Source organism: Streptococcus orisasini (genome assembly GCF_001431045.1).
Classification (GTDB): Bacteria; Bacillota; Bacilli; order Lactobacillales; family Streptococcaceae; genus Streptococcus; species Streptococcus orisasini.
Genome location: NZ_BCLE01000042.1, coordinates 1 through 18535 on the forward strand (window position 1 = coordinate 1; position 18535 = coordinate 18535).

Annotated in this window: 17 protein-coding genes; 13 read left to right on the plus strand and 4 right to left on the minus strand. The window is 39.9% G+C overall.

The window, feature by feature from the left end; all coding sequences use genetic code 11:
* Positions 1-18 precede the first annotated feature (18 nt).
* The 4 genes from SCSH_RS09080 (at position 19) to SCSH_RS09095 (ending at position 3025) form a co-directional block, all read left to right on the plus strand.
* Positions 19-969 carry an Abi family protein gene (locus tag SCSH_RS09080; protein ID WP_057491598.1) on the plus strand — a complete coding sequence of 317 codons (951 nt, stop codon included), beginning with the start codon at positions 19-21 and terminating at the stop codon, positions 967-969.
* A gap of 27 nt (positions 970-996) precedes the next feature.
* A complete protein-coding gene (locus SCSH_RS09085; RefSeq protein ID WP_057491599.1) occupies positions 997-1992 on the plus strand; it encodes a type II toxin-antitoxin system antitoxin SocA domain-containing protein in 996 nt (331 codons plus the stop codon).
* Positions 1993-2061: 69 nt separating this feature from the next.
* On the plus strand, positions 2062-2535 hold the full coding sequence (locus tag SCSH_RS09090; RefSeq protein ID WP_057491600.1) for a hypothetical protein: 474 nt from the start codon (positions 2062-2064) through the stop codon (positions 2533-2535).
* A gap of 91 nt (positions 2536-2626) precedes the next feature.
* Positions 2627-3025, plus strand: coding sequence for a hypothetical protein (locus tag SCSH_RS09095; protein WP_057491601.1), 399 nt, complete (start codon positions 2627-2629; stop codon positions 3023-3025).
* Positions 3026-3180: 155 nt separating this feature from the next.
* On the opposite strand, the gene SCSH_RS09100 is transcribed toward SCSH_RS09095, so the two are convergent.
* Together SCSH_RS09100 and SCSH_RS09105 are read right to left on the minus strand one after the other, a co-directional pair.
* Complete coding sequence (locus SCSH_RS09100; protein WP_057491602.1) at positions 3181-4344, minus strand: NAD(P)-dependent malic enzyme; 1164 nt, start codon at positions 4342-4344, stop codon at positions 3181-3183.
* Positions 4345-4380: 36 nt separating this feature from the next.
* On the minus strand, positions 4381-5700 hold the full coding sequence (locus SCSH_RS09105; protein WP_057491603.1) for a 2-hydroxycarboxylate transporter family protein: 1320 nt from the start codon (positions 5698-5700) through the stop codon (positions 4381-4383).
* A gap of 331 nt (positions 5701-6031) precedes the next feature.
* On the opposite strand from SCSH_RS09105, the gene SCSH_RS09110 reads away from it, so the two are divergent.
* The gene (locus SCSH_RS09110) at positions 6032-7570 is read left to right on the plus strand and encodes a Spo0B domain-containing protein (protein ID WP_057491604.1); all 1539 of its coding nucleotides are present in this window, start codon (positions 6032-6034) and stop codon (positions 7568-7570) included.
* A complete protein-coding gene (locus tag SCSH_RS09115; RefSeq protein WP_057491605.1) occupies positions 7567-8238 on the plus strand; it encodes a response regulator in 672 nt (223 codons plus the stop codon). Before SCSH_RS09110 ends, SCSH_RS09115 begins: the two co-directional genes overlap by 4 nt.
* Before the next feature lie 193 nt (positions 8239-8431).
* On the opposite strand, the gene SCSH_RS09120 is transcribed toward SCSH_RS09115, so the two are convergent.
* Entirely contained in the window at positions 8432-9079 is a 648-nt protein-coding gene (locus SCSH_RS09120; RefSeq protein WP_057491606.1) for an HAD family hydrolase, read from the minus strand.
* Between the two features lie 100 nt (positions 9080-9179).
* Here SCSH_RS09120 and SCSH_RS09125 point away from each other — a divergent pair, with 100 nt between their 5' ends.
* Positions 9180-10319, plus strand: a complete 1140-nt coding sequence (locus SCSH_RS09125; protein ID WP_057491607.1) for a glycerate kinase family protein — start codon at positions 9180-9182, stop codon at positions 10317-10319.
* A 28-nt stretch (positions 10320-10347) separates the two neighbouring features.
* On the opposite strand, the gene SCSH_RS09130 is transcribed toward SCSH_RS09125, so the two are convergent.
* Positions 10348-10800: a YueI family protein gene (locus SCSH_RS09130; protein WP_057491608.1), complete on the minus strand. Its 453-nt coding sequence runs from the start codon at positions 10798-10800 to the stop codon at positions 10348-10350.
* 129 nt (positions 10801-10929) lie between these two features.
* On the opposite strand from SCSH_RS09130, the gene SCSH_RS09135 reads away from it, so the two are divergent.
* The 6 genes from SCSH_RS09135 to pepT all read left to right on the plus strand — a co-directional run bounded on the left by SCSH_RS09135 (position 10930) and on the right by pepT (position 18518).
* Positions 10930-11181, plus strand: coding sequence for a hypothetical protein (locus tag SCSH_RS09135; protein WP_057491609.1), 252 nt, complete (start codon positions 10930-10932; stop codon positions 11179-11181).
* A gap of 26 nt (positions 11182-11207) precedes the next feature.
* Positions 11208-11846 (plus strand): DUF4352 domain-containing protein, encoded by a 639-nt coding sequence (locus SCSH_RS09140; protein WP_057491610.1) that lies wholly within the window; start codon positions 11208-11210, stop codon positions 11844-11846.
* 287 nt (positions 11847-12133) lie between these two features.
* Positions 12134-13432, plus strand: coding sequence for a surface-displayed alpha-enolase (gene eno / locus SCSH_RS09150; protein ID WP_057491612.1), 1299 nt, complete (start codon positions 12134-12136; stop codon positions 13430-13432).
* Between the two features lie 258 nt (positions 13433-13690).
* Positions 13691-16576, plus strand: a complete 2886-nt coding sequence (locus tag SCSH_RS09155) for a GBS Bsp-like repeat-containing protein (protein WP_057491613.1) — start codon at positions 13691-13693, stop codon at positions 16574-16576.
* A 24-nt stretch (positions 16577-16600) separates the two neighbouring features.
* On the plus strand, positions 16601-17209 hold the full coding sequence (locus SCSH_RS09160) for a DUF6287 domain-containing protein (protein ID WP_057491614.1): 609 nt from the start codon (positions 16601-16603) through the stop codon (positions 17207-17209).
* 88 nt (positions 17210-17297) lie between these two features.
* Positions 17298-18518, plus strand: coding sequence for a peptidase T (pepT, locus tag SCSH_RS09165; RefSeq protein WP_057491615.1), 1221 nt, complete (start codon positions 17298-17300; stop codon positions 18516-18518).
* Positions 18519-18535 lie beyond the last annotated feature (17 nt).

An 18535-nucleotide genomic window follows, 5' to 3' on the forward strand; every position in this document is an offset into this window, starting at 1 on the left:
TATTTTTTTGGGTGAAAGATGAAAGAACATAAGACATTTAATCAACAACTAGCTATCCTCCGTAAACGTGGTATGACTGTTCCTAAAGATGGGAGACCTAAACGATTTTTAGAACAAGAGAATTACTATAATGTCATCAATGGGTATAAGGATTTATTTTTAAAAAAAGATGCCAATAATCGCCCCATTGTACCAGAAAAATATTTAGATGGCACGCATTTTAATGAATTGCGAGACCTTTTCTTGTTTGATAGAGAATTACGTTCCCTATTTTTAAAATATCTTCTGATTTTTGAGAACTCATTGAAAACAACAGTTGCTCATACATTTACACAAGAATATCCTAAAAAGAATGCCTATCTTGATATTGATAACTTTGTGGACGATGCTCCTAAGAAGGTGCTCCAGCAGATTTCGATTCTTACGAAAACGATTCATGATAAGGTGGATAAAACGGGGGCTGTTAAACATTACATAGAAGAGTACGGTGAGGTTCCGCTGTGGGTTCTAGTAAATTTTTTAACCATAGGTAATATTGCGCATTTTTATAACATTTTGACCGATTCAATGAAAAATAGAATTGCCAAATTTTACGGTAATAAATATAATAAACAGTATTCAGGGAATAATTTACGAATAAGCAGTCACGATTTTGAATCTATCTTAAAAGCCGTTAATCTTGCTAGGAATATTTGTGCTCACGATGAACGACTCTACAATGTTAATCTTAGAAATATACGGTTAGTAAATATTGCTTCCTATTACAATATTAAGAACTATGATAATAAGCGTTTAGTTGTTATCATCCTATTTTTAAAAGTAGTATTGGATAAATCATACTTTAAAACGTTTTTCAGCGATTTTATTAAACTGTGTAAAAGATACGAAAAGCAATTTCAGACAGTTACTTTTTCTAAAATTCTTAGTGTTATGGGAATGGATTTGAAAGAATTGCAAAATAACCTTTAAAATAAGCTTACTTTGAAGTAGTATATCATGGCAGAAAAAAGAGTCTTTTGTGAACATTGTTTAGATGATGTGACCTATCATGTTGAAGAACGCGAGTTCACGCGGAAATTAAAAGGAAAAAATTATACTTTTAAGGGTCGTGAAGCTCTTTGCGATAACTGTAACAGGCCTGTTTTTGTTGAAGAAATTGATAATGCTAACAGAACAGCTCTTTATGCTTCTTTTAAAAAGGAAAACGATATTATTTCTATTGCTGAAATTAAAGCTATTCTTAAAAAATATAATATTGGAGCTAAGCCTTTATCAGAGCTTTTAGGCTGGGGAATTAATACCGTTCCTAGGTATTTAAAGGGGGATATTCCTAAAGCAGACTATTCAGCTAAGCTTCGTAGGATTGCTGCTGAGCCTGATTATTTTTTGTCCCTCTTAAAAGATGCATCTGATATTTTAAAACCGATAGCTTATGAGAAAAGCATGAGAGCTGCCGAGGAAGCGATCAAAGCAGGAGGAGTAGATAAAGAATCTTTAGCAGCGGATTATCTACTGTCTAAAAATAATGAGATAACTCCTCTGGCTCTGCAAAAACTGCTTTACTATGTTCAGGGCTTTTTTTATGCTTTTACTGGAGAATTCATGTTCGAGAGTGATTGTGAAAGCTGGGTGCACGGACCTGTATACAGAGATATTTATAATAAATATCAAGAATTTGGCAGAAATCCGATTGTTTCAGAAAAGAGTTATGATTTCAGTAGTTATTTCACTTCTCAGGAAATGCAGCTGCTGGACAGTATTATCAAGCATCTCAGTGTTTATAATGGTAAGGTATTGGAGAAATTCACTCATGAGGAAAGTCCTTGGCTGTTGGCTCGAGGAGATTTAAGAGAAGATGAGCCTTCCACTAATATTATTGAAAAGGAAATGATTGCTGATTTCTTTACCAAAGTCAAAGAAAAATATAATATGCTTACAGTAGATGATTTGTCGGCTTATACCAAAGCAAGGTTTGCTAGTCTTAGTTTTTAAACTGTTTATACAAATTCATCTGCTATGACATTGCCGGCAGAAATTCGCTGATAGAAAAGAGGAAAAACTATGTCTGTTAAGCAAAAGGGAAAACGGTCCAAACTAAGAAAATGGCTGGCTGCAAGTATGATTATTGTGAGCGGTTTCTTGTTAGTCAGTTTGATGATTTATGCTGTTACGGATTTTTTGCCTAAAGATGCTTCGCCTATGCAGATGAAAGTGTTGGTCATTGCTATAATGGCTTTTCTGCCTTTTAATATGCTGATTAGCGCTGTTTTTATGCTCAAGTATCAAAAGATTTTAAAAAAGATTCTGCTAACCTGTCTGGCTTCTGTTATGACAGTGATCATTATCTTTCTTGTTACTGTTTTTACTATAAAATCAGATGTTTCTGATATGCCTCAGTCCCTTGGTGTCCGCTCTACTCAGTCATCCAATCAGTCAGTAAATAGACATAAAGAACGGAAAAAATCATCTGAAAATGGTCGCTGGTACTCAACTGAAAGCGAGGCTTTGAATCATTTTAAGGAAACAAAGGGATAAAGATTTCTTTTACATTAAAGACTTAGGAGATACTGTCCATTATTTTTATACTTCCAGCAAATCAAAGAACTTTACAGTATATGCGCTGGAGATGAAAGACGGTAAATATTTTAAACCTGCTGCGGAAGAATATTTTATAAAAGATTACTTAGATGATCCTTACTTATATGACTGTGATGATGCTGCCTGTGATAGTATTTCTGAAGAACACATCTTTAAATATATGCAGGGAGCAAATGTTTCAGCCATGGCAGAGCAGGACTTATACTTTGGTAGATGGCACAATAAAAAAGAAGTCAAGAGTTTAACGATTTTAGGTCAACACCCAGATGAAATCATCCCTGTCAAATCTGGAAAGAGGATTGATTATTTTTGGATTATGGAAAGTTCAGAGATCACCAAATCGCTTAAAGAATTTAACTTTTCCAAATTTACCTACCGCAAATTGGCTAAGCACTTGCAGATTAAGTACACCAAATCACAAAATTAGCAGATAGGTTGAAGTTTAACAGACACACATAAAAAATGACTAAAGCTGGCTGTTCTTTAAATTGGATTTTTAGTTTCCAACTTAGAGAAGCCGTTCAGCTTCAGTCATTTTTGTTTTATTTTAAACAGCTGCTAAAGGTTCATGAGGCCGTGCTTCTATTGTGTGGCACTTTCTCTGACAGCGGCTGCCACTGTTTTGGCTACACCTTCTTGGAAGGCGTCTGGGATGATGTTAGTCGGGCTGAGTTCGGCATCCGGAATAAGGTCAGCAATGCCGTGTGCTGCGGCAATCTGCATGTCAATGGTAATCTTTCTGGCTCGGGCATCTAAGGCGCCGCGGAAGATTCCTGGAAAGGCTAAGACATTGTTGATTTGATTTGGAAAATCACTGCGGCCTGTTCCGACAATATAAGCTCCGCCTGCGATAGCTTCATCAGGGAAAATTTCAGGGACTGGGTTAGCCATGGCAAAGATAACTGGCTTGTCTGCCATTTCTTTGATCCATTCCTTTTTGAGGACACCCGGTGCAGAGACCCCGATGAAAATGTCTGCACCTTTAAGGGCTGTCTGTAAGTCACCTGAGAGATGCTTACGGTTGGTAACCTTGGCAATATCGGCATGGTGGGCAGGAAGGCTGCTGTCTTCTTCGTTGATGATACCTGTACGGTCTACAACAGTAATATGTTTGGCGCCGGCGGCTAAGAACTTACGCGTGATGGATAAACCGGCGGATCCTCCTCCGTTAACAACGATTTTGACCTCATCAAGGGTCTTGCCAATCAGTTTCAAACTGTTAAAGGCAGCTGCCAGAACGATAATAGCTGTCCCGTGCTGGTCATCATGGAAGACCGGAATAGGGCATTCTTCAATGAGGCGCTGTTCGATTTCAAAACAGCGCGGTGCACTAATATCTTCCAGATTAATACCGCCGAAAGTTGGAGCGATGGCTTTAACTGTTGCGATAATTTCTTCGGTATCCTGCGTATCAAGAACAATTGGCACTGCATCAACATCGGCGAAGCGTTTGAAGAGTGCCGCCTTACCTTCTATGACTGGCATAGCGGCTTCTGCGCCGATATTTCCCAGCCCCAGAACGGCTGAGCCGTCGCTGACTACTGCAACGGTATTTTTCTTAGTTGTCAATTCGTAGGCCAGTTCCTTGTTTTCTGCAATAGCTGATGAAACTGCCGCAACACCTGGTGTATAGGCGATGCTCAAATCTTTTTTGTCTTCGACTTTGACCTTAGAAATCACTTCTAATTTTCCGCCCTTTTCTCTTGCCTGCTGCAAGGCTAATTCTCTAACATCTTCATTTGCCATATTCATTTCTCCTCTTTTCTATTTTTTGTTGAATCATTAAAAGATAATCCGTAAGATAGCAGTCATGGTAATAACAGTGATGGCTCCGCCAAGACGCGTTGCTACTTGGGCAAAAGGCATGAGATTCATGCGCTCTGCCGTGCTTAAGATGGCAACATCACCTGTACCGCCCATACCGCTTTGACAGGCCGAAATAATAGCGGCTTCAATAGGATACATGTTCATAAAACGGGCTACGAAAAATCCTACTGAAATAACGGTGAAGACAACGCTGATAACAATGATAAAGTAAGGTAGGGTAAGAACCCCGACAACATCCTTCAAAGGAATATAAAGAAGACCAAGCCCCGCCATCAAAGGGTAGGTGAAGTTGCCTGAGATAAATTTGTAAAGCTGCTTAGCACCGTGCTGTGTTTCTGCTGGAATGACGTTGAGATATTTGAGAGCGGCAGCAGCAACAATCATCAGCACTGGTCCCGGAAAACCTGTAAGATGCTGTAGCAGATAACCGACAATGAATAAGGTACAGGCTGTCAGAACCCCGGCTCCCATTTTTTTGATGTCAAGCGGTCCGGAATTGTCCTTGAGAGCATCAGCCATATCGTCTTGAGAGTTGAGCCGCACCAGCTGCCCTTGGCCTGAAAGGTCCGGACGCCGCTCACCCCAGCGTGACAGAATAGCAGTACACATAATAGCAAAGAAGTTGCCGACAATCGTTGCCGGAATCAGCTGAGCAACCAGCTGCTCGCTTCCCATGCCAGTAATCGCACTGTAACCAAGCGACAGCGGAAGAATACCTTCGCCGATTCCTCCAGCCAGAACGGGTGTGACAATGAAGAACAGGGTATGTTTCCAGTCTTGTCCTAGCAAAACACCTACCAGCGTACCGACAGCCATGGCGCAGATCATTCCTAACATCATAGGAATAATCATTCGCATCAGTCCCTGCACCAAAATTTTACGATTCATTCCCAGAATGCTGCCGCAGACTAAACAGGCAATGTAAAAGTATAAAAAGTTAGCCTGCTTCATCAAAATATCAGCAGAATCCAAAACATTTTTATTTACCAGATTCAAAAACACTAAAATGGATGGCATCAGCAATGAAAAAATTGCCGGTCCGCCAAAGTTTTTCAAAACCGGAATATTGGCACCGAGGGTTCCCAGTAACCAGCCCAAAGTCAGAATAACAGCAAAGCCGCCCAGCATATTGACGGGGAGCTGCTGCAGCAGGGCTGTTATTAATATAATGAGAGATAAGACGGCGTAGACAGGCAGAGGAACAGAACCGACACGGCGGCTCATCCATTTTTCCCATACCGTTGGAGACGTTTCAGCTGTTTTCTCTTTTGCCATAAGTTTCTCCTCCTAATTGATTGGAATTACCCTCATTATAGAGAAAATGTTTTTTGAACTTAAGATTATTTAAGTAATTTAAGTAAGTCAACTTTTTTAAGGTCAGCTGCCGCTTGGCGGATATGGTATAATAATGGACAAATATAAGGAGAGCAAGGGGACGTTGCTGCTTGAACTGCAGGGGATAGGAAACTCAAGCATTCATTTGCCGGCCTTGTTCTGCCTTATGAAATGTAGTTAATGAAAAGGCACAGAAAAACTGGGAAATTTAAAGATATTTGCCTTATCAGGTGCCTGTCGGTTAAGCAATCCGAGAATAGGAGATTTGAGCATGAAGAAGGGACTGACTCTCAGAAATTTATTGACCATGGTCTTTATCCTGATGCTGCTGATGATGGCTTCTTTATTCTATGGACTGACACTCTACCAGCATTCGCAGCTCATTCGCCACCAGCAAGAAGAGCTCTTGCTTTCTGTGGGCCGTCAGCTGGCTCTTGACCCCCAAATCAAAACAGCTCTTTTAACCAAGGATAAAGATGAAAGAGCAGAAGTCTATACGCAGAAAATTGCAGCTATCCACCGTTTAGATTTTGTAGTAGTGATGGATATGCGTGGGATTCGCTTAACCCATCCTGATAGGAGCAAAATCGGCAAACACTTTGAAGGAGGCGACGAACGTCCAGCCCTTAAAGGGAAAACAGTCATTTCGGTCAGTCAGGGCAGCCTTGGCAAATCCTTGCGCGGCTTTGTCCCTATATATGCGGATAATGCTAAGAAAAAACAAATCGGTGTTGTAGCCTTGGGAATTAAGGTTCATTCACTGAGCACGCTTATCAGAACCTCGCGACAGGGGTATTCATTGGCTCTGTTTTTAAGTATTATGGTGGGATTTGCTGCTGCAACAGGTCTGGCCTTTTATCTCAAAAGACAGCTCCTCAATTTGGAACCGCGAGAGCTTTCCCGTCTTTTTGAAGAGCGCAATGCCATGCTGGATCAGACCAAGGATGCCATCATCGTTATTGATCTTGGGTATAAGATCAGCTTGGCCAATATTGCTGCTGAAGAGCTTTATCGAAAGAGCAGCGGACAAGATGACAGTTTGCTGCAAAAGCCTGTTGATCAGTTGATAACGGATTTTTCAGCAGACATGTTAAAAGATAAAAAAGAGCAAGTCTATCGTCAAAAGGGTCAGGATTATATCTTTTCTTCCGCTCCTATTGAGGTCAGCGGCAAGCTGATTGGCTGGATTATTTTTTTGCGAAATGCGACTGAATCTTTTTTGATTATGGATCAGCTGGCCAATACCACAGCTTATGCCTCTTCGCTTCAGGCGCAGACTCACGAATTTGTCAACCGTCTTCATGTTATCTATGGTTTGGCTGATCTCAATGCTTACGAGGAGCTGAAAATTTATTTAGAAGATATTTTGACGCCAGACAAGGAGTTTGCCCACCAACTGTCCTTTTTAGTTCAAAATCCTCAGATTGCGGGTTTTCTAAATGGTGAACGCCAGAAATTTACTGAGCGCAAAATACCGTTCTTGGTTGAAATTTCACCCAAAATTCCGGCCAATGAAAACGAGACAGAAACCAAGGCTTTAATCAATGTTTACCGCTACATTCACCATGTTCTATTGCAGCTGGTACTGCAGGGAAATCTTTCCCTAACAATCCACTATGAAGACAATCAACTGATGACCAAGTATTTTCTAACCCTGCCGCAGGATCAACAAGAACAGCTGCAGAATCAGTTCGACAATCATTTTTTCAAGCAGATGCTCAAGGAAAATCAGGCAGAGTTCGACATGCAAGCAGAAGGTGACCTTATTCAGCTTGTCTTAGTATTGCCTTACAAGGAGGGAAATGTATGAATGTACTCATTATAGAAGACGATCCCATGGTAGAATTTATCCATCGCAACTATCTGGAAAAGGGAGGGCAATTTGATAATATTTACTCTGCTAATTCTCTGAAAGATGCTGAGGAACTTCTTGAAAAACGTGAGATTGCTTTGATATTGCTGGATGTTCACTTGCGAGATGGCAGCGGTTTGGATTTACTCAGAGACCTTCGCAAGCGCAGCAGCAACAGCGATGTCATTCTAATCACAGCCGCCAATGAAGCCCAAACCGTTAAGGAAGGGCTTCACTTAGGTGTGGTTGATTACTTGATCAAACCCTTTACTAATCAGCGTTTCCAGCAAAGCATCAATCTCTTTCTCAGACAAATGACCAACTTGAACGAAGCCACTGTGGAGCAGGCACAGATTGACCAGCTTGTAAGCAGCAAGGCCGATACTCCCCAAAATACAGCAGAACTTGACAAGGGACTTTCTTTAGAGACCCTGAGCAAAATAAAAACAGCCATCTTGGAACTCCCCGCTCCCTTTACCGTTCAGGAGCTGGCCGACTGCTGTCAGATTTCGCATGTTACCATCCGCAAATATATCTCTTATTTGGAAGAGCGCCACTATCTTAAAAGCCATACTGTCTATACTAAGGTCGGCCGTCCCTACAAAGTGTTTGAAAGGCAAACATAACATTTTTGTTAGCAAGCTCATTCGCAGTGGCAAGGAAAAGTAGTAATCTTGTTTGAAATGCCTTAAGATTATTTTAAGTCTTCTTTGTTATCTTATAATTATCTTAAAACTTTTCCATAAATTTCCTAAAAAGAGAGCAAGACAGAAACTATGATTTTTTTGAAATCAATGTTGCTGTTTCGCTCTTTTTTTGTTATCTAAGAAGAATTTTTCTTAAATCTTCTGTACTTTTGGCAATATAATCAGCTTTTGCAGCTTGCAATTCTTCAAAGCTACCGTATCCGTACAGGACACCGAGTGATGCGAGCTGATTTTCCTTGGCTCCTAAGATATCGTATTTGCGATCGCCAACCATGATAGTTTCGGCAGGATTTACTGTATCAGCATTTTTCAAAGCGTAGGCGATGATATCGCTTTTTTTGCTGCGGGAGCTATCCATACTAGCACCAGTGATAATTTCAAAAAAGTGGCTGAGTTCAAAGTGCTCCAAAATCTGCTGTGCGAAAACTTCAGGTTTTGATGTGGCCACAAGAAGCTGTCTTTTTTGACTTTTTAGGTCTGCCAGAAGTTCTGGAATACCTGGATAAATCTGATTTTCAAAGATTCCTTTTTCTCTGAAATAGTCTCGGTAAAGGGCAATAGCTGCCTGACTTTCAGCCAAAGACATGCCCAGAGTTTGTTCAAAACTGGTTTTCAAAGGGGGACCGATAAAGGTCTTCAGCAGATGGTCATCTGGAATCGGGCGATCTAGCTGAGTCAAAGCATAGCGGATAGAATTGAGGATTCCCTGTCCTGAGTCGGTCAGGGTACCATCCAAATCAAATAAAATTGTCTGATACATACAGTCTCCTTTTCACTGTAGCGATATTTAGAAAGTCTGTCAGGAAAATCTTAATGTTTTACGTTATAATAAAGTCATAATACTTTAAGGAGGAATTTTTATGCATATTCTCATTGCCCCAGATTCATTCAAGGAATCTTTACCAGCTCTGGAAGTAGCAAAAGCCATCAAAAGAGGACTCGCAAAATCGCTGCCTCAGGCTGATTTTGAGCTCTTTCCTATTGGCGACGGTGGTGAAGGGACCTTGCAAGCTCTAGCTTTGGGACTGCATCTAGAAAAATCCTCTCAAAAAGTAACTGGTCCTTTTGGTCAGCCTCAGACAGTTGAGTACGCCTATAAAGATGACTTGGCAGTGTTTGAAATGGCTGCAGTAACTGGTCTTGAAACGATTCCTGAGGAGCAGCGAGACCCTCTATTAATCAGTAATCAAGGAATTGGTGAGCTGATAGTGTTTTTAGCTCAGCAAGGCATCAAAAAACTAATGATTGGTGTAGGCGGCAGCTCTACTAATGATGGTGGTATTGGTATGGCAGCAGGTCTAGGCTATGAATTTTTTGACAAACAAGGGAAAAAGCTAAAAGCAATAGGAGCAAATTTGAGCCAAGTCGCTTATATTTCCGACTGTAAGGTATCACCCTTGATTAAAGATATGGAAGTGACTGTTATCACCGATGTCACTAATTTTCTTTGCGGACCTAAAGGAGCTACCTATGTTTTTGGCCCGCAAAAAGGCTTACCGCAAGACTCCTTGCAAGCTGCTGATCAAGCAATGGCAGCATTTTATCAGCTAGCGGCTCCTAACCTTTTGAATGTAGCAGGAGCAGGAGCGGGCGGCGGCATGGCAGCAGGCTTGGTTGCTTTTGCTGGCGGCAGAATTATTTCGGGAATTGATGCTATTTTAGATATTCTTGATTTTGATCAGCGTGTTAAAAATGCTGATATTGTGATTGTTGGCGAAGGACGCATGGACAGACAGAGTCTGTCAGGCAAGGCTCCTGTGGGGCTGGCCCGACGAACTCCTCAAGGAATTCCAGTTATTGCGATTTGCGGCAGTTTATCAGATGATTTGCCTGACTTTCCCACGGCAAACATACAGGCTGCTTTTCCCATTATTTCAAAAGTTGACAGTCTGGAAAACACTTTAGCTGATGCAAGGTTCAATCTTGAACGGACAGCTCGTAACATCGGCAATCTTTTAAGCCTGACCATTAAAAAAGCTCGTAGCTGCAAGACCGATTAGTCAGCATCAGATTTTTACTGTCCTCTTTTTATTTTTTAGAGAACCATTTTCGCCAGAATGGTTTTGGCGAAGTCTCCTTAGAACTTTGCCTGAGCAGCTGGGGATAAAGAGTCCTAATATCAGTCGTTTCAAGATTCTCAGCTTTATCTGTATGAACCAAAAGGCCAAAGGGTGACTGACAATTATCCTCATCAACAATAGTCGCAGAAAGTTCAGCTTTCTGTGCTTTTTTCATGTAGTTCATCTGAGAGTCTAATGATAGTTTAGGAGAAATCTTCAGGTAGCACTTGCCGTAAGCTGCCTTAAGATCCGATAAAATAGCGTCAAAACCTTCAAAAATAGTTTGATTTTCAGCATCTTCTAAAAGAATACTTAGGACTAAGCGTTCAGCAAAAGTCCCAAAATACTTTCGCTGTTCATCAGGATTCAGCCGCTGTTCACCACTAGCTCTTTCCAGAACTTTCTTTTCTAAATCAGTCATTGTCCACCTCGTTTCATCATTTATAACAATTATACACTATTTTACAGATTAAAATGTATCTGTTGAAGGGAATTTGCTTTTTCAGGAATTTTAGTGGTATAATCGGAAGCAAAAAAGGGAGAGAAGAAGATGGAAAAAAGAACAGATGTCTGGAAAACTCTCAGTATTGTCTTCATTGTTTTAACCAGTTTGTTTTTCATTACAAGTGTGACATTGACTACTGTTTACCTTTTATCTTATCAAGATGTTGAACAGTTGGTTGAACAATCTCAAGAAAAAGCAAACAAAATTTCCGACTACCGTAAAACAATCAGAAAATACAAGGAAAAAGAAGCTCTGGATTATATTGACAATAATTACAAATCAAATAATTATGAGTAAAGAACGAAAAATATTAGGAGAAGAAGATGCAGAAAAAAACAAATGTTTGGAAAATTCTAGGGATTGTCTTTAGCAGTCTGGCTGGTTTCTTCTGCTTGGTTACCTTTATCTTGGGCACTTTTTATGCAGTTCACCAGCAGGAATTTGCTAAGTGGGCTGCAGTGAATAAGATGCAGGATAGAACGATTGCCAATAAGAAAAAAGAGATTAAAAGCCTTAAACGCAGAATTGATAGTCACAGTCGTTACACTTACAAGGACTATAGTAAAGATAAAACTAAACGATACATTTTTGGTGAAAGTGCTGTTTTAAACACAGGTGAAGAAATAACAGTAACAGGTATTAAAACAAATGCTAATCTTAAAGGGAAAGGTTTATCAAAAGACAATCAAACAATCGTCCTCAACGTAAGCGTGAAAAACACAAGAAATGAACCCATCCAGTTCAGTCCCAAAGATTTTTATATTTATGATACCAATCTTGATATTGCTGATTTAAGTCACTATGCGGCTAACAAAAAAATTCCGGATGTCATTGAACCTGGTAAGACAATTACTGCCAGCATTTATTTCACCGCCACTAAACCGGCTCCTTACCTAGTAAATTTTGGCAATGCCTATTGGCTTCCTCAGACTGTCTACCAAAAAAGATCGCGCTCAATCTAAGCTGATGGCAACAAAAATTAAGAGATAGAAATTTTAGGGAGTCTTTGATTTAAACTGACTGTTCAAGAATTGAGCGGTCTTTTTTTGTTTATGAGAGTAGGACAGACAGCAATCATGTGTGTCTGTCCTATTTTCAAATTGTAAGCCGTTTCTTTAATTAAGAAGAAGTCAAGATGAAAAAATTCCCAAGACAGCGCTGCAAACAACAATTTTTTTGGTTTGCCTAAGTTCCAACTTTGTGGTATTATTAACATGTAAAAATTAAAACTCATAAGGAGAGTAATATAATGTCAATTATTACTGATGTTTACGCTCGCGAAGTCCTTGACTCACGCGGTAACCCAACACTTGAAGTAGAAGTTTACACTGAATCAGGTGCTTTCGGACGTGGTATGGTTCCTTCAGGAGCTTCTACTGGTGAACACGAAGCAGTTGAACTTCGCGATGGAGACAAATCACGCTATGGCGGCCTTGGTACTCAAAAAGCTGTTGATAACGTAAATAATGTTATTGCAGAAGCACTTATTGGCTATGATGTTCGTGATCAACAAGCTATTGACCGTGCTATGATCGCTCTTGATGGTACTCCAAACAAAGGTAAACTTGGAGCTAATGCTATTCTTGGTGTTTCTATTGCCGTAGCTCGTGCTGCTGCAGACTTCCTTGAAGTTCCGCTTTACAGCTACCTTGGCGGATTTAACACTAAAGTTCTTCCAACTCCAATGATGAACATCATCAACGGTGGTTCTCACTCAGATGCTCCTATTGCTTTCCAAGAATTTATGATTGTACCTGCTGGTGCACCTACGTTTAAAGAAGCTCTTCGCTGGGGTGCTGAAATCTTCCATGCTCTTAAGAAAATCCTTAAAGAACGTGGACTTGAAACAGCTGTTGGTGACGAAGGTGGATTCGCTCCTAAATTTGACGGAACTGAAGATGCTGTAGAAACAATCATCAAAGCAATTGAAACTGCTGGCTACAAACCAGGTGAAGAAGTATTCATCGGCTTTGACTGTGCATCATCAGAATTCTATGCAGACGGCGTTTATGACTACACTAAATTCGAAGGTGAAAAAGGTGCAAAACGTACTGCTGCAGAACAAATTGACTACCTTGAAGAATTGGTTAACAAATACCCAATCATCACTATCGAAGATGGTATGGATGAAAATGACTGGGATGGCTGGAAAGCTCTTACAGAACGCCTTGGCGGACGTGTTCAATTAGTTGGTGACGACTTCTTCGTTACAAACACTGACTACCTTGCTCGCGGTATCAAAGAAGGTGCAGCTAACTCAATCCTTATCAAAGTTAACCAAATCGGTACTTTAACTGAAACATTTGAAGCTATCGAAATGGCTAAAGAAGCAGGCTATACTGCGGTTGTATCACACCGTTCAGGTGAAACTGAAGATTCAACAATTGCTGATATCTCAGTTGCAACTAACGCTGGTCAAATCAAGACTGGTTCACTGTCACGTACAGACCGTATTGCTAAATACAACCAATTGCTTCGTATCGAAGACCAACTTGGTGAAGTTGCTGAATACCGCGGTTTGAAATCATTCTATAACTTGAAAAAATAATCGTTGATTTAACAACTTTTAAAGACCTTAGCCTTTGAGCTAGGGTCTTTTCTATGCTTTAGAGACAAAGAAGAAGTAAGAGACTAAAGATTTACTTTAATTGACATGTTTTTGGTGGCAATACATTTTTGCCTTGATATTATGTATTAATAAATGTAAAACCAGCTAAATAAAGTGTTACAAAAGAAAGTTAGCAATTTTGAGTAGGAATTGCGAATATGGTATAATGAAAGCAATTATATTTTTAAGGAAAGTAATATGGAAAAAAACAAAATTAAAACTTATCTGATGGTGCCTTTGGCTCTTACCCTGTTTATGGCTGCCGCTAAGGTATCTGCAGATGAAACAGTTCAAACTGCCTCTGGTTCAGAAAAGGCAGTATCTTCTGAAGTCGCGTCAGTGACTAGCGCTGAAACATCAGTATCAGAAGCAAGTAGCAGTCAGAGCACTGCTGCAGTCAGTCAAGCTACCAGCCAAGAAGAGCCAAGTCAGCCAGTCGAGCAAACAGCTGCTGAATTGACAACTACTGAAAGTTCTCAGCAAAATGACACGACATCTGCTGAAACTACGACTTCATCGGCTTCCAATCTGGTGGATGTTCAGGCAAAAAGTCAGCCAACAACAAAAGCAGCAGCTCAAACGCAGAACCAACAGTCTTCATCGAATCAGCCTCTTAGACAGTCAGTGTTTTCACGAAAAACAGCGGCTGTAAAAGCGCCTCAGCCAAAAGCACCTGTTTCGGCTGCTAAGGAGCAAAAAACACCTGTAACAACAGCTGCAATTGAAGAAAAAGGAATAAAGCTCCAGTACAATCAGTCTATTGCCAAGGATACTAAAATTCAGTTTGCGGTTTGGACAGCTCAAAATGGTCAGAATGACCTTCGGTGGTATACAGCCAATAATATGGGGGCTGCCTATGCTGAATTTAAAAATCACCGCGAGTACGGAATCTATTATATTCATACTTATGCTAACCAGAAGGGCAAAATGATAGGGCTTAATGCTATGTCTATTACAATTGCCAGACCTCAGGTTCAGACAAAGATTCAAAAAACGTCATCCAACCGTTTTGAAATTACCATTTCTAATGTTCCAAATACCATTACACAAGTTAAGGTTCCTGTTTGGTCAGATAAAAACGGTCAGGATGACATCAAATGGTACAATACTACAAAGACAGCGGCTGGTACCTATAAGGCTACTGTCAATCTGCAAGATCATAAGAATACATTTGGCCATTATCAAGCTCATGTTTATGGCTATAGTACAGTTACCCAATCTCAGATTGGATTGGTAGCAAGCCCAGGTTTTGACAATAATGACACTCGTTCCAATGCGCTTGTTTCGGTTGTAGGCTATAAGGAAAATTCAAGCACTTTTGATGTAGTTGTCAAAGGAAGCCAAAAAACCAAGACAATCAAATCTGTTGGCGTTGCTGTTTGGTCAGAAGACAAGGGTCAGGATGATCTTAAATGGTATAAACCGGCAGTCACTAATAATCAGGCAACTGCTAAAATAGATATTGCCAATCATGCAAATGTCTCTGGAAAGTATCTTGTTCATGTTTATACAGATTATACAGATGGGACAACATCAGGAATTGCCCTGGGGCCTTATAAAATTACTAAAACACTTGCTGCGGTTCAGCTTACTTCTAATGGTATTCAAATCAGATTGAATGCTGGTAATGTTAAAGATAAAAGCAAGGTTTCCTTTGCTGTTTGGTCAAATGATAAAGGTCAAGATGACCTTCGGTGGTATCAGGCTAATAAGCAAGGTGAAGTAGTTGCCAACTATAACAATCACCGAGGTTATGGTGTTTACAATATTCATGTTTATCATGATAAAAATGGTAAACTGGAAGGATTGGGAACGACAACTATAACGGTTGCTAAGCCAGCTGTGACGACTAATATTGCTAAGACAGGTGACAATGAGTACACGGTTACTATTAAAAATGTTCCTTATTACATTTCATCAGTGCATGTTCCTGTGTGGACAGCCAAAAATAATCAAGATGATATCAACTGGTACGAAGCTCGTAAAGTATCAGATAAAACTTATCAAGCGAAGATTTTTCTTAAGAATCACCGGTTTGAAAGTGGCCTCTACAATGTTCATATTTATGGCAAGAGCAGGCTGGAAAATAATAAATTAATCGGTATGGGAACAACAAACTTTACGATCAATGCAGTTAAATTTAGTGATCCGAAAGTAACTGTGACAAATCATCAGGCTAAAAATGGAACCTTGGATGTTGTTATTACTGAAAATAATAATTCTAAAAAGCTGAAAATTGCCAAAGTCGCCGCTTGGTCAGAAGATAAGCAAAGCAATCTGTACTGGTATAGCAGCAGTGATGTCAAAAACGGTAAAATTAGCCTTACTGTCAATGAGAAAAATCATGGCTATATTAAGGGAAATTATCATGTTCATGTCTATGTGACCTATCAAGATGGTCAGGAAGTCGGTTTTGACAAGGGAACTTACCGTTTAGAGGCTGATAGACCAGCTGTAACTCTGCCATCTTACTTTATTGATGTCAGCAGCCATAATGGAACGATTTCTGTTGCAGAATTTAACCGTTTAAAGCAACAGGGAATTCGGGGAGTTGTTGTCAAGTTAACAGAAGGTACCAGCTATCTTAATCCTTATGCCAAATCACAGATTGCTAATGCTAAAACAGCAGGAATCAAAGTTTCTGCCTATCACTATTCGCACTATACATCAGCAGCAGAAGCCCAAGCAGAGGCACGTTACTTTGTAAATGCGGCTAAGGCACATGGTTTGTCTTCTGCGACTGTTATGGTAAATGACATGGAAGTATCTTCCATGCTGAACAATATAAATAATAATGTTCAAGCTTGGCAAGATGAGATGAAGCGTTTGGGATACGGCAATCTTGTTCACTATACTATGGCAAGCTGGCTGGATATCCGCGGTGGAAGTGTTGATACAACACGATTTGGACTTAACAATTTTTGGATTGCTCATTATGCCAAAGGCTATACTTATATGTCTCAAGAAGAAGCTAAATCCTTAAATTATTATGCTAATGCAGCGGCTTGGCAATATACAAGTGTTTCTTCTAAACTGACTCATCCTTTAGATGAAAACATTGATTATACTGGCCGCTTTACTTAAAAGCTATAATAAGGAGTTCAATTTATGAAAATGAAATCTATCCTTAAAAGTTTTGTTGTTGCATTGCTCAGTGTTTCTCTTCTTTTGGGCTGTTCGGCTCAAAAGAAGAGTGATAATGGCGAAAAATCTGCTTCTCCCAAGACAAGTCTGCAATCAAAATCGCATAAGAGCGACAAACACAGCTCATCTGAACAGGAGAAAAAAACAGAATCTTCGTCGGAAAGCAGTCAGTCGTCCAGCTCTTCCAGTGAAGAGAGCCATGAGGCAGAAAGTCTGGCTCCTATTGATACAGGGGCTATCTTAAAGGCTGATTACAGCACAGCAGCAGGTACCTGGAAGAATGCACAGGGGCAAGTTTTAAACTTTAATAATCAAGGATTGACGACAGCTGGGATGATAGTCAGTCTGTTGGATATTGATCAGGATGGTGTTCTTCTGCTGAATGTGGAAACGGGCAGCAAAACCAATCTGACCCTTTATATTGTGCCAGCAAATCATACCTTGTCTCAACAATACTTTGCTGATGGACAGACGGATACATCTGATAAATCAAAAGATCGCATCATTTCTTCTGAAAGTTTAAATAGCGGCCAATTGGAAAATCAAGTTTATTATCATGTATCAAGTCGTTAATAAAACCGAAAAAATTCTGACTAATATTTAAAAAACCACGTTTATCTGTGGTTTTTTCTGTTATAATTAAGAAGATAAGAGGTGGCAAATGACTTACGATAATTTATTAAAACGTTTTTTAACCTATGTTAAAATCAATACCAGAAGTGATGCAAATAGCACTAAAACACCAACAACACAGAGTCAGGTTGACTTTGCATTGACTGTTTTAAAACCAGAAATGGAGAATATTGGCCTCAAGGATGTTCATTATTTGCCAAATGGTTACTTGGTGGGAACTTTGCCTGCAAATGGAAATTTTCCTTATAAGATTGGGTTTATTGCTCATATGGATACAGCCGATTTTAATGCCGAGGGTGTGAATCCTCAGATTATTAAACATTATGACGGTGGAACTATAAAACTTGGGCAGACAGATTTCACTCTTGATCCAGCAGACTTTCCAAATCTTAAGAATTATGTGGGACAAAGCCTGATCACTACAGATGGGACAACCCTTTTAGGAAGCGATGATAAGTCAGGAATTGCTGAAATTATGACAGCAATTGAGTATTTGACGAGTCATCCTGAGATTGAACATGCTGAAATTCGTGTTGGCTTTGGGCCTGATGAAGAAATTGGCATTGGTGCTGATAAATTTGATGTGGCAGACTTTGATGTTGATTTTGCCTATACCGTCGATGGTGGGCCCTTAGGAGAGCTGCAATATGAGACTTTCAGTGCTGCAGAAGCAGAGCTTCAATTTACAGGTCGTAATGTTCATCCGGGAACTGCTAAAGATCAAATGGTCAATGCCCTGCAATTAGCTATTGACTTTCATGAGCGGCTGCCTGAAAACGACCGTCCTGAAAAAACTGATGGCTATCAAGGTTTTTATCATCTTCTCAGTCTTGAAGGAACTGTTGAAGCAGCTCGCAGTTCCTATATTATCCGTGATTTCGATGATGATGCTTTTGCCAAACGTAAGTTTTTACTGCAGCAAATAGCTGAACGAATGAACATACAGCTAGGAGCAAAACGTGTCCAGCTTGATCTCCGCGATCAGTATTATAATATGCGAAAAGTGATTGAAAAAGACATGACCTGTGTTGATCTTGCCAAGAAAGTTATGGAGAATCTGGATATAAAACCTATCATCGAGCCTATTCGAGGTGGAACGGATGGCTCCAAAATTTCCTTTATGGGACTACCAACGCCTAATCTTTTTGCAGGTGGTGAAAATATGCATGGCCGTTTTGAATTTGTCAGCTTAGAGACTATGGCAAAAGCTGTTGATGTCATCATAGGTATTGCCCGTTTCAGACATTAAAATTTGGAAAAAATCAC

What these genes read in the sequence shown, in the direction of transcription:
- SCSH_RS09080 (WP_057491598.1), top strand. Translation starts at nt 19, where the DNA reads ATGAAAGAACATAAGACATTTAATCAACAACTAGCTATCCTCCGTAAA.
- SCSH_RS09085 (WP_057491599.1), top strand. Translation starts at nt 997, where the DNA reads ATGGCAGAAAAAAGAGTCTTTTGTGAACATTGTTTAGATGATGTGACC.
- SCSH_RS09090 (WP_057491600.1), top strand. Translation starts at nt 2,062, where the DNA reads ATGTCTGTTAAGCAAAAGGGAAAACGGTCCAAACTAAGAAAATGGCTG.
- SCSH_RS09095 (WP_057491601.1), top strand. Translation starts at nt 2,627, where the DNA reads ATGAAAGACGGTAAATATTTTAAACCTGCTGCGGAAGAATATTTTATA.
- SCSH_RS09100 (WP_057491602.1), bottom strand. Translation starts at nt 4,344, where the DNA reads ATGGCAAATGAAGATGTTAGAGAATTAGCCTTGCAGCAGGCAAGAGAA.
- SCSH_RS09105 (WP_057491603.1), bottom strand. Translation starts at nt 5,700, where the DNA reads ATGGCAAAAGAGAAAACAGCTGAAACGTCTCCAACGGTATGGGAAAAA.
- SCSH_RS09110 (WP_057491604.1), top strand. Translation starts at nt 6,032, where the DNA reads ATGAAGAAGGGACTGACTCTCAGAAATTTATTGACCATGGTCTTTATC.
- SCSH_RS09115 (WP_057491605.1), top strand. Translation starts at nt 7,567, where the DNA reads ATGAATGTACTCATTATAGAAGACGATCCCATGGTAGAATTTATCCAT.
- SCSH_RS09120 (WP_057491606.1), bottom strand. Translation starts at nt 9,079, where the DNA reads ATGTATCAGACAATTTTATTTGATTTGGATGGTACCCTGACCGACTCA.
- SCSH_RS09125 (WP_057491607.1), top strand. Translation starts at nt 9,180, where the DNA reads ATGCATATTCTCATTGCCCCAGATTCATTCAAGGAATCTTTACCAGCT.
- SCSH_RS09130 (WP_057491608.1), bottom strand. Translation starts at nt 10,800, where the DNA reads ATGACTGATTTAGAAAAGAAAGTTCTGGAAAGAGCTAGTGGTGAACAG.
- SCSH_RS09135 (WP_057491609.1), top strand. Translation starts at nt 10,930, where the DNA reads ATGGAAAAAAGAACAGATGTCTGGAAAACTCTCAGTATTGTCTTCATT.
- SCSH_RS09140 (WP_057491610.1), top strand. Translation starts at nt 11,208, where the DNA reads ATGCAGAAAAAAACAAATGTTTGGAAAATTCTAGGGATTGTCTTTAGC.
- eno (WP_057491612.1), top strand. Translation starts at nt 12,134, where the DNA reads ATGTCAATTATTACTGATGTTTACGCTCGCGAAGTCCTTGACTCACGC.
- SCSH_RS09155 (WP_057491613.1), top strand. Translation starts at nt 13,691, where the DNA reads ATGGAAAAAAACAAAATTAAAACTTATCTGATGGTGCCTTTGGCTCTT.
- SCSH_RS09160 (WP_057491614.1), top strand. Translation starts at nt 16,601, where the DNA reads ATGAAAATGAAATCTATCCTTAAAAGTTTTGTTGTTGCATTGCTCAGT.
- pepT (WP_057491615.1), top strand. Translation starts at nt 17,298, where the DNA reads ATGACTTACGATAATTTATTAAAACGTTTTTTAACCTATGTTAAAATC.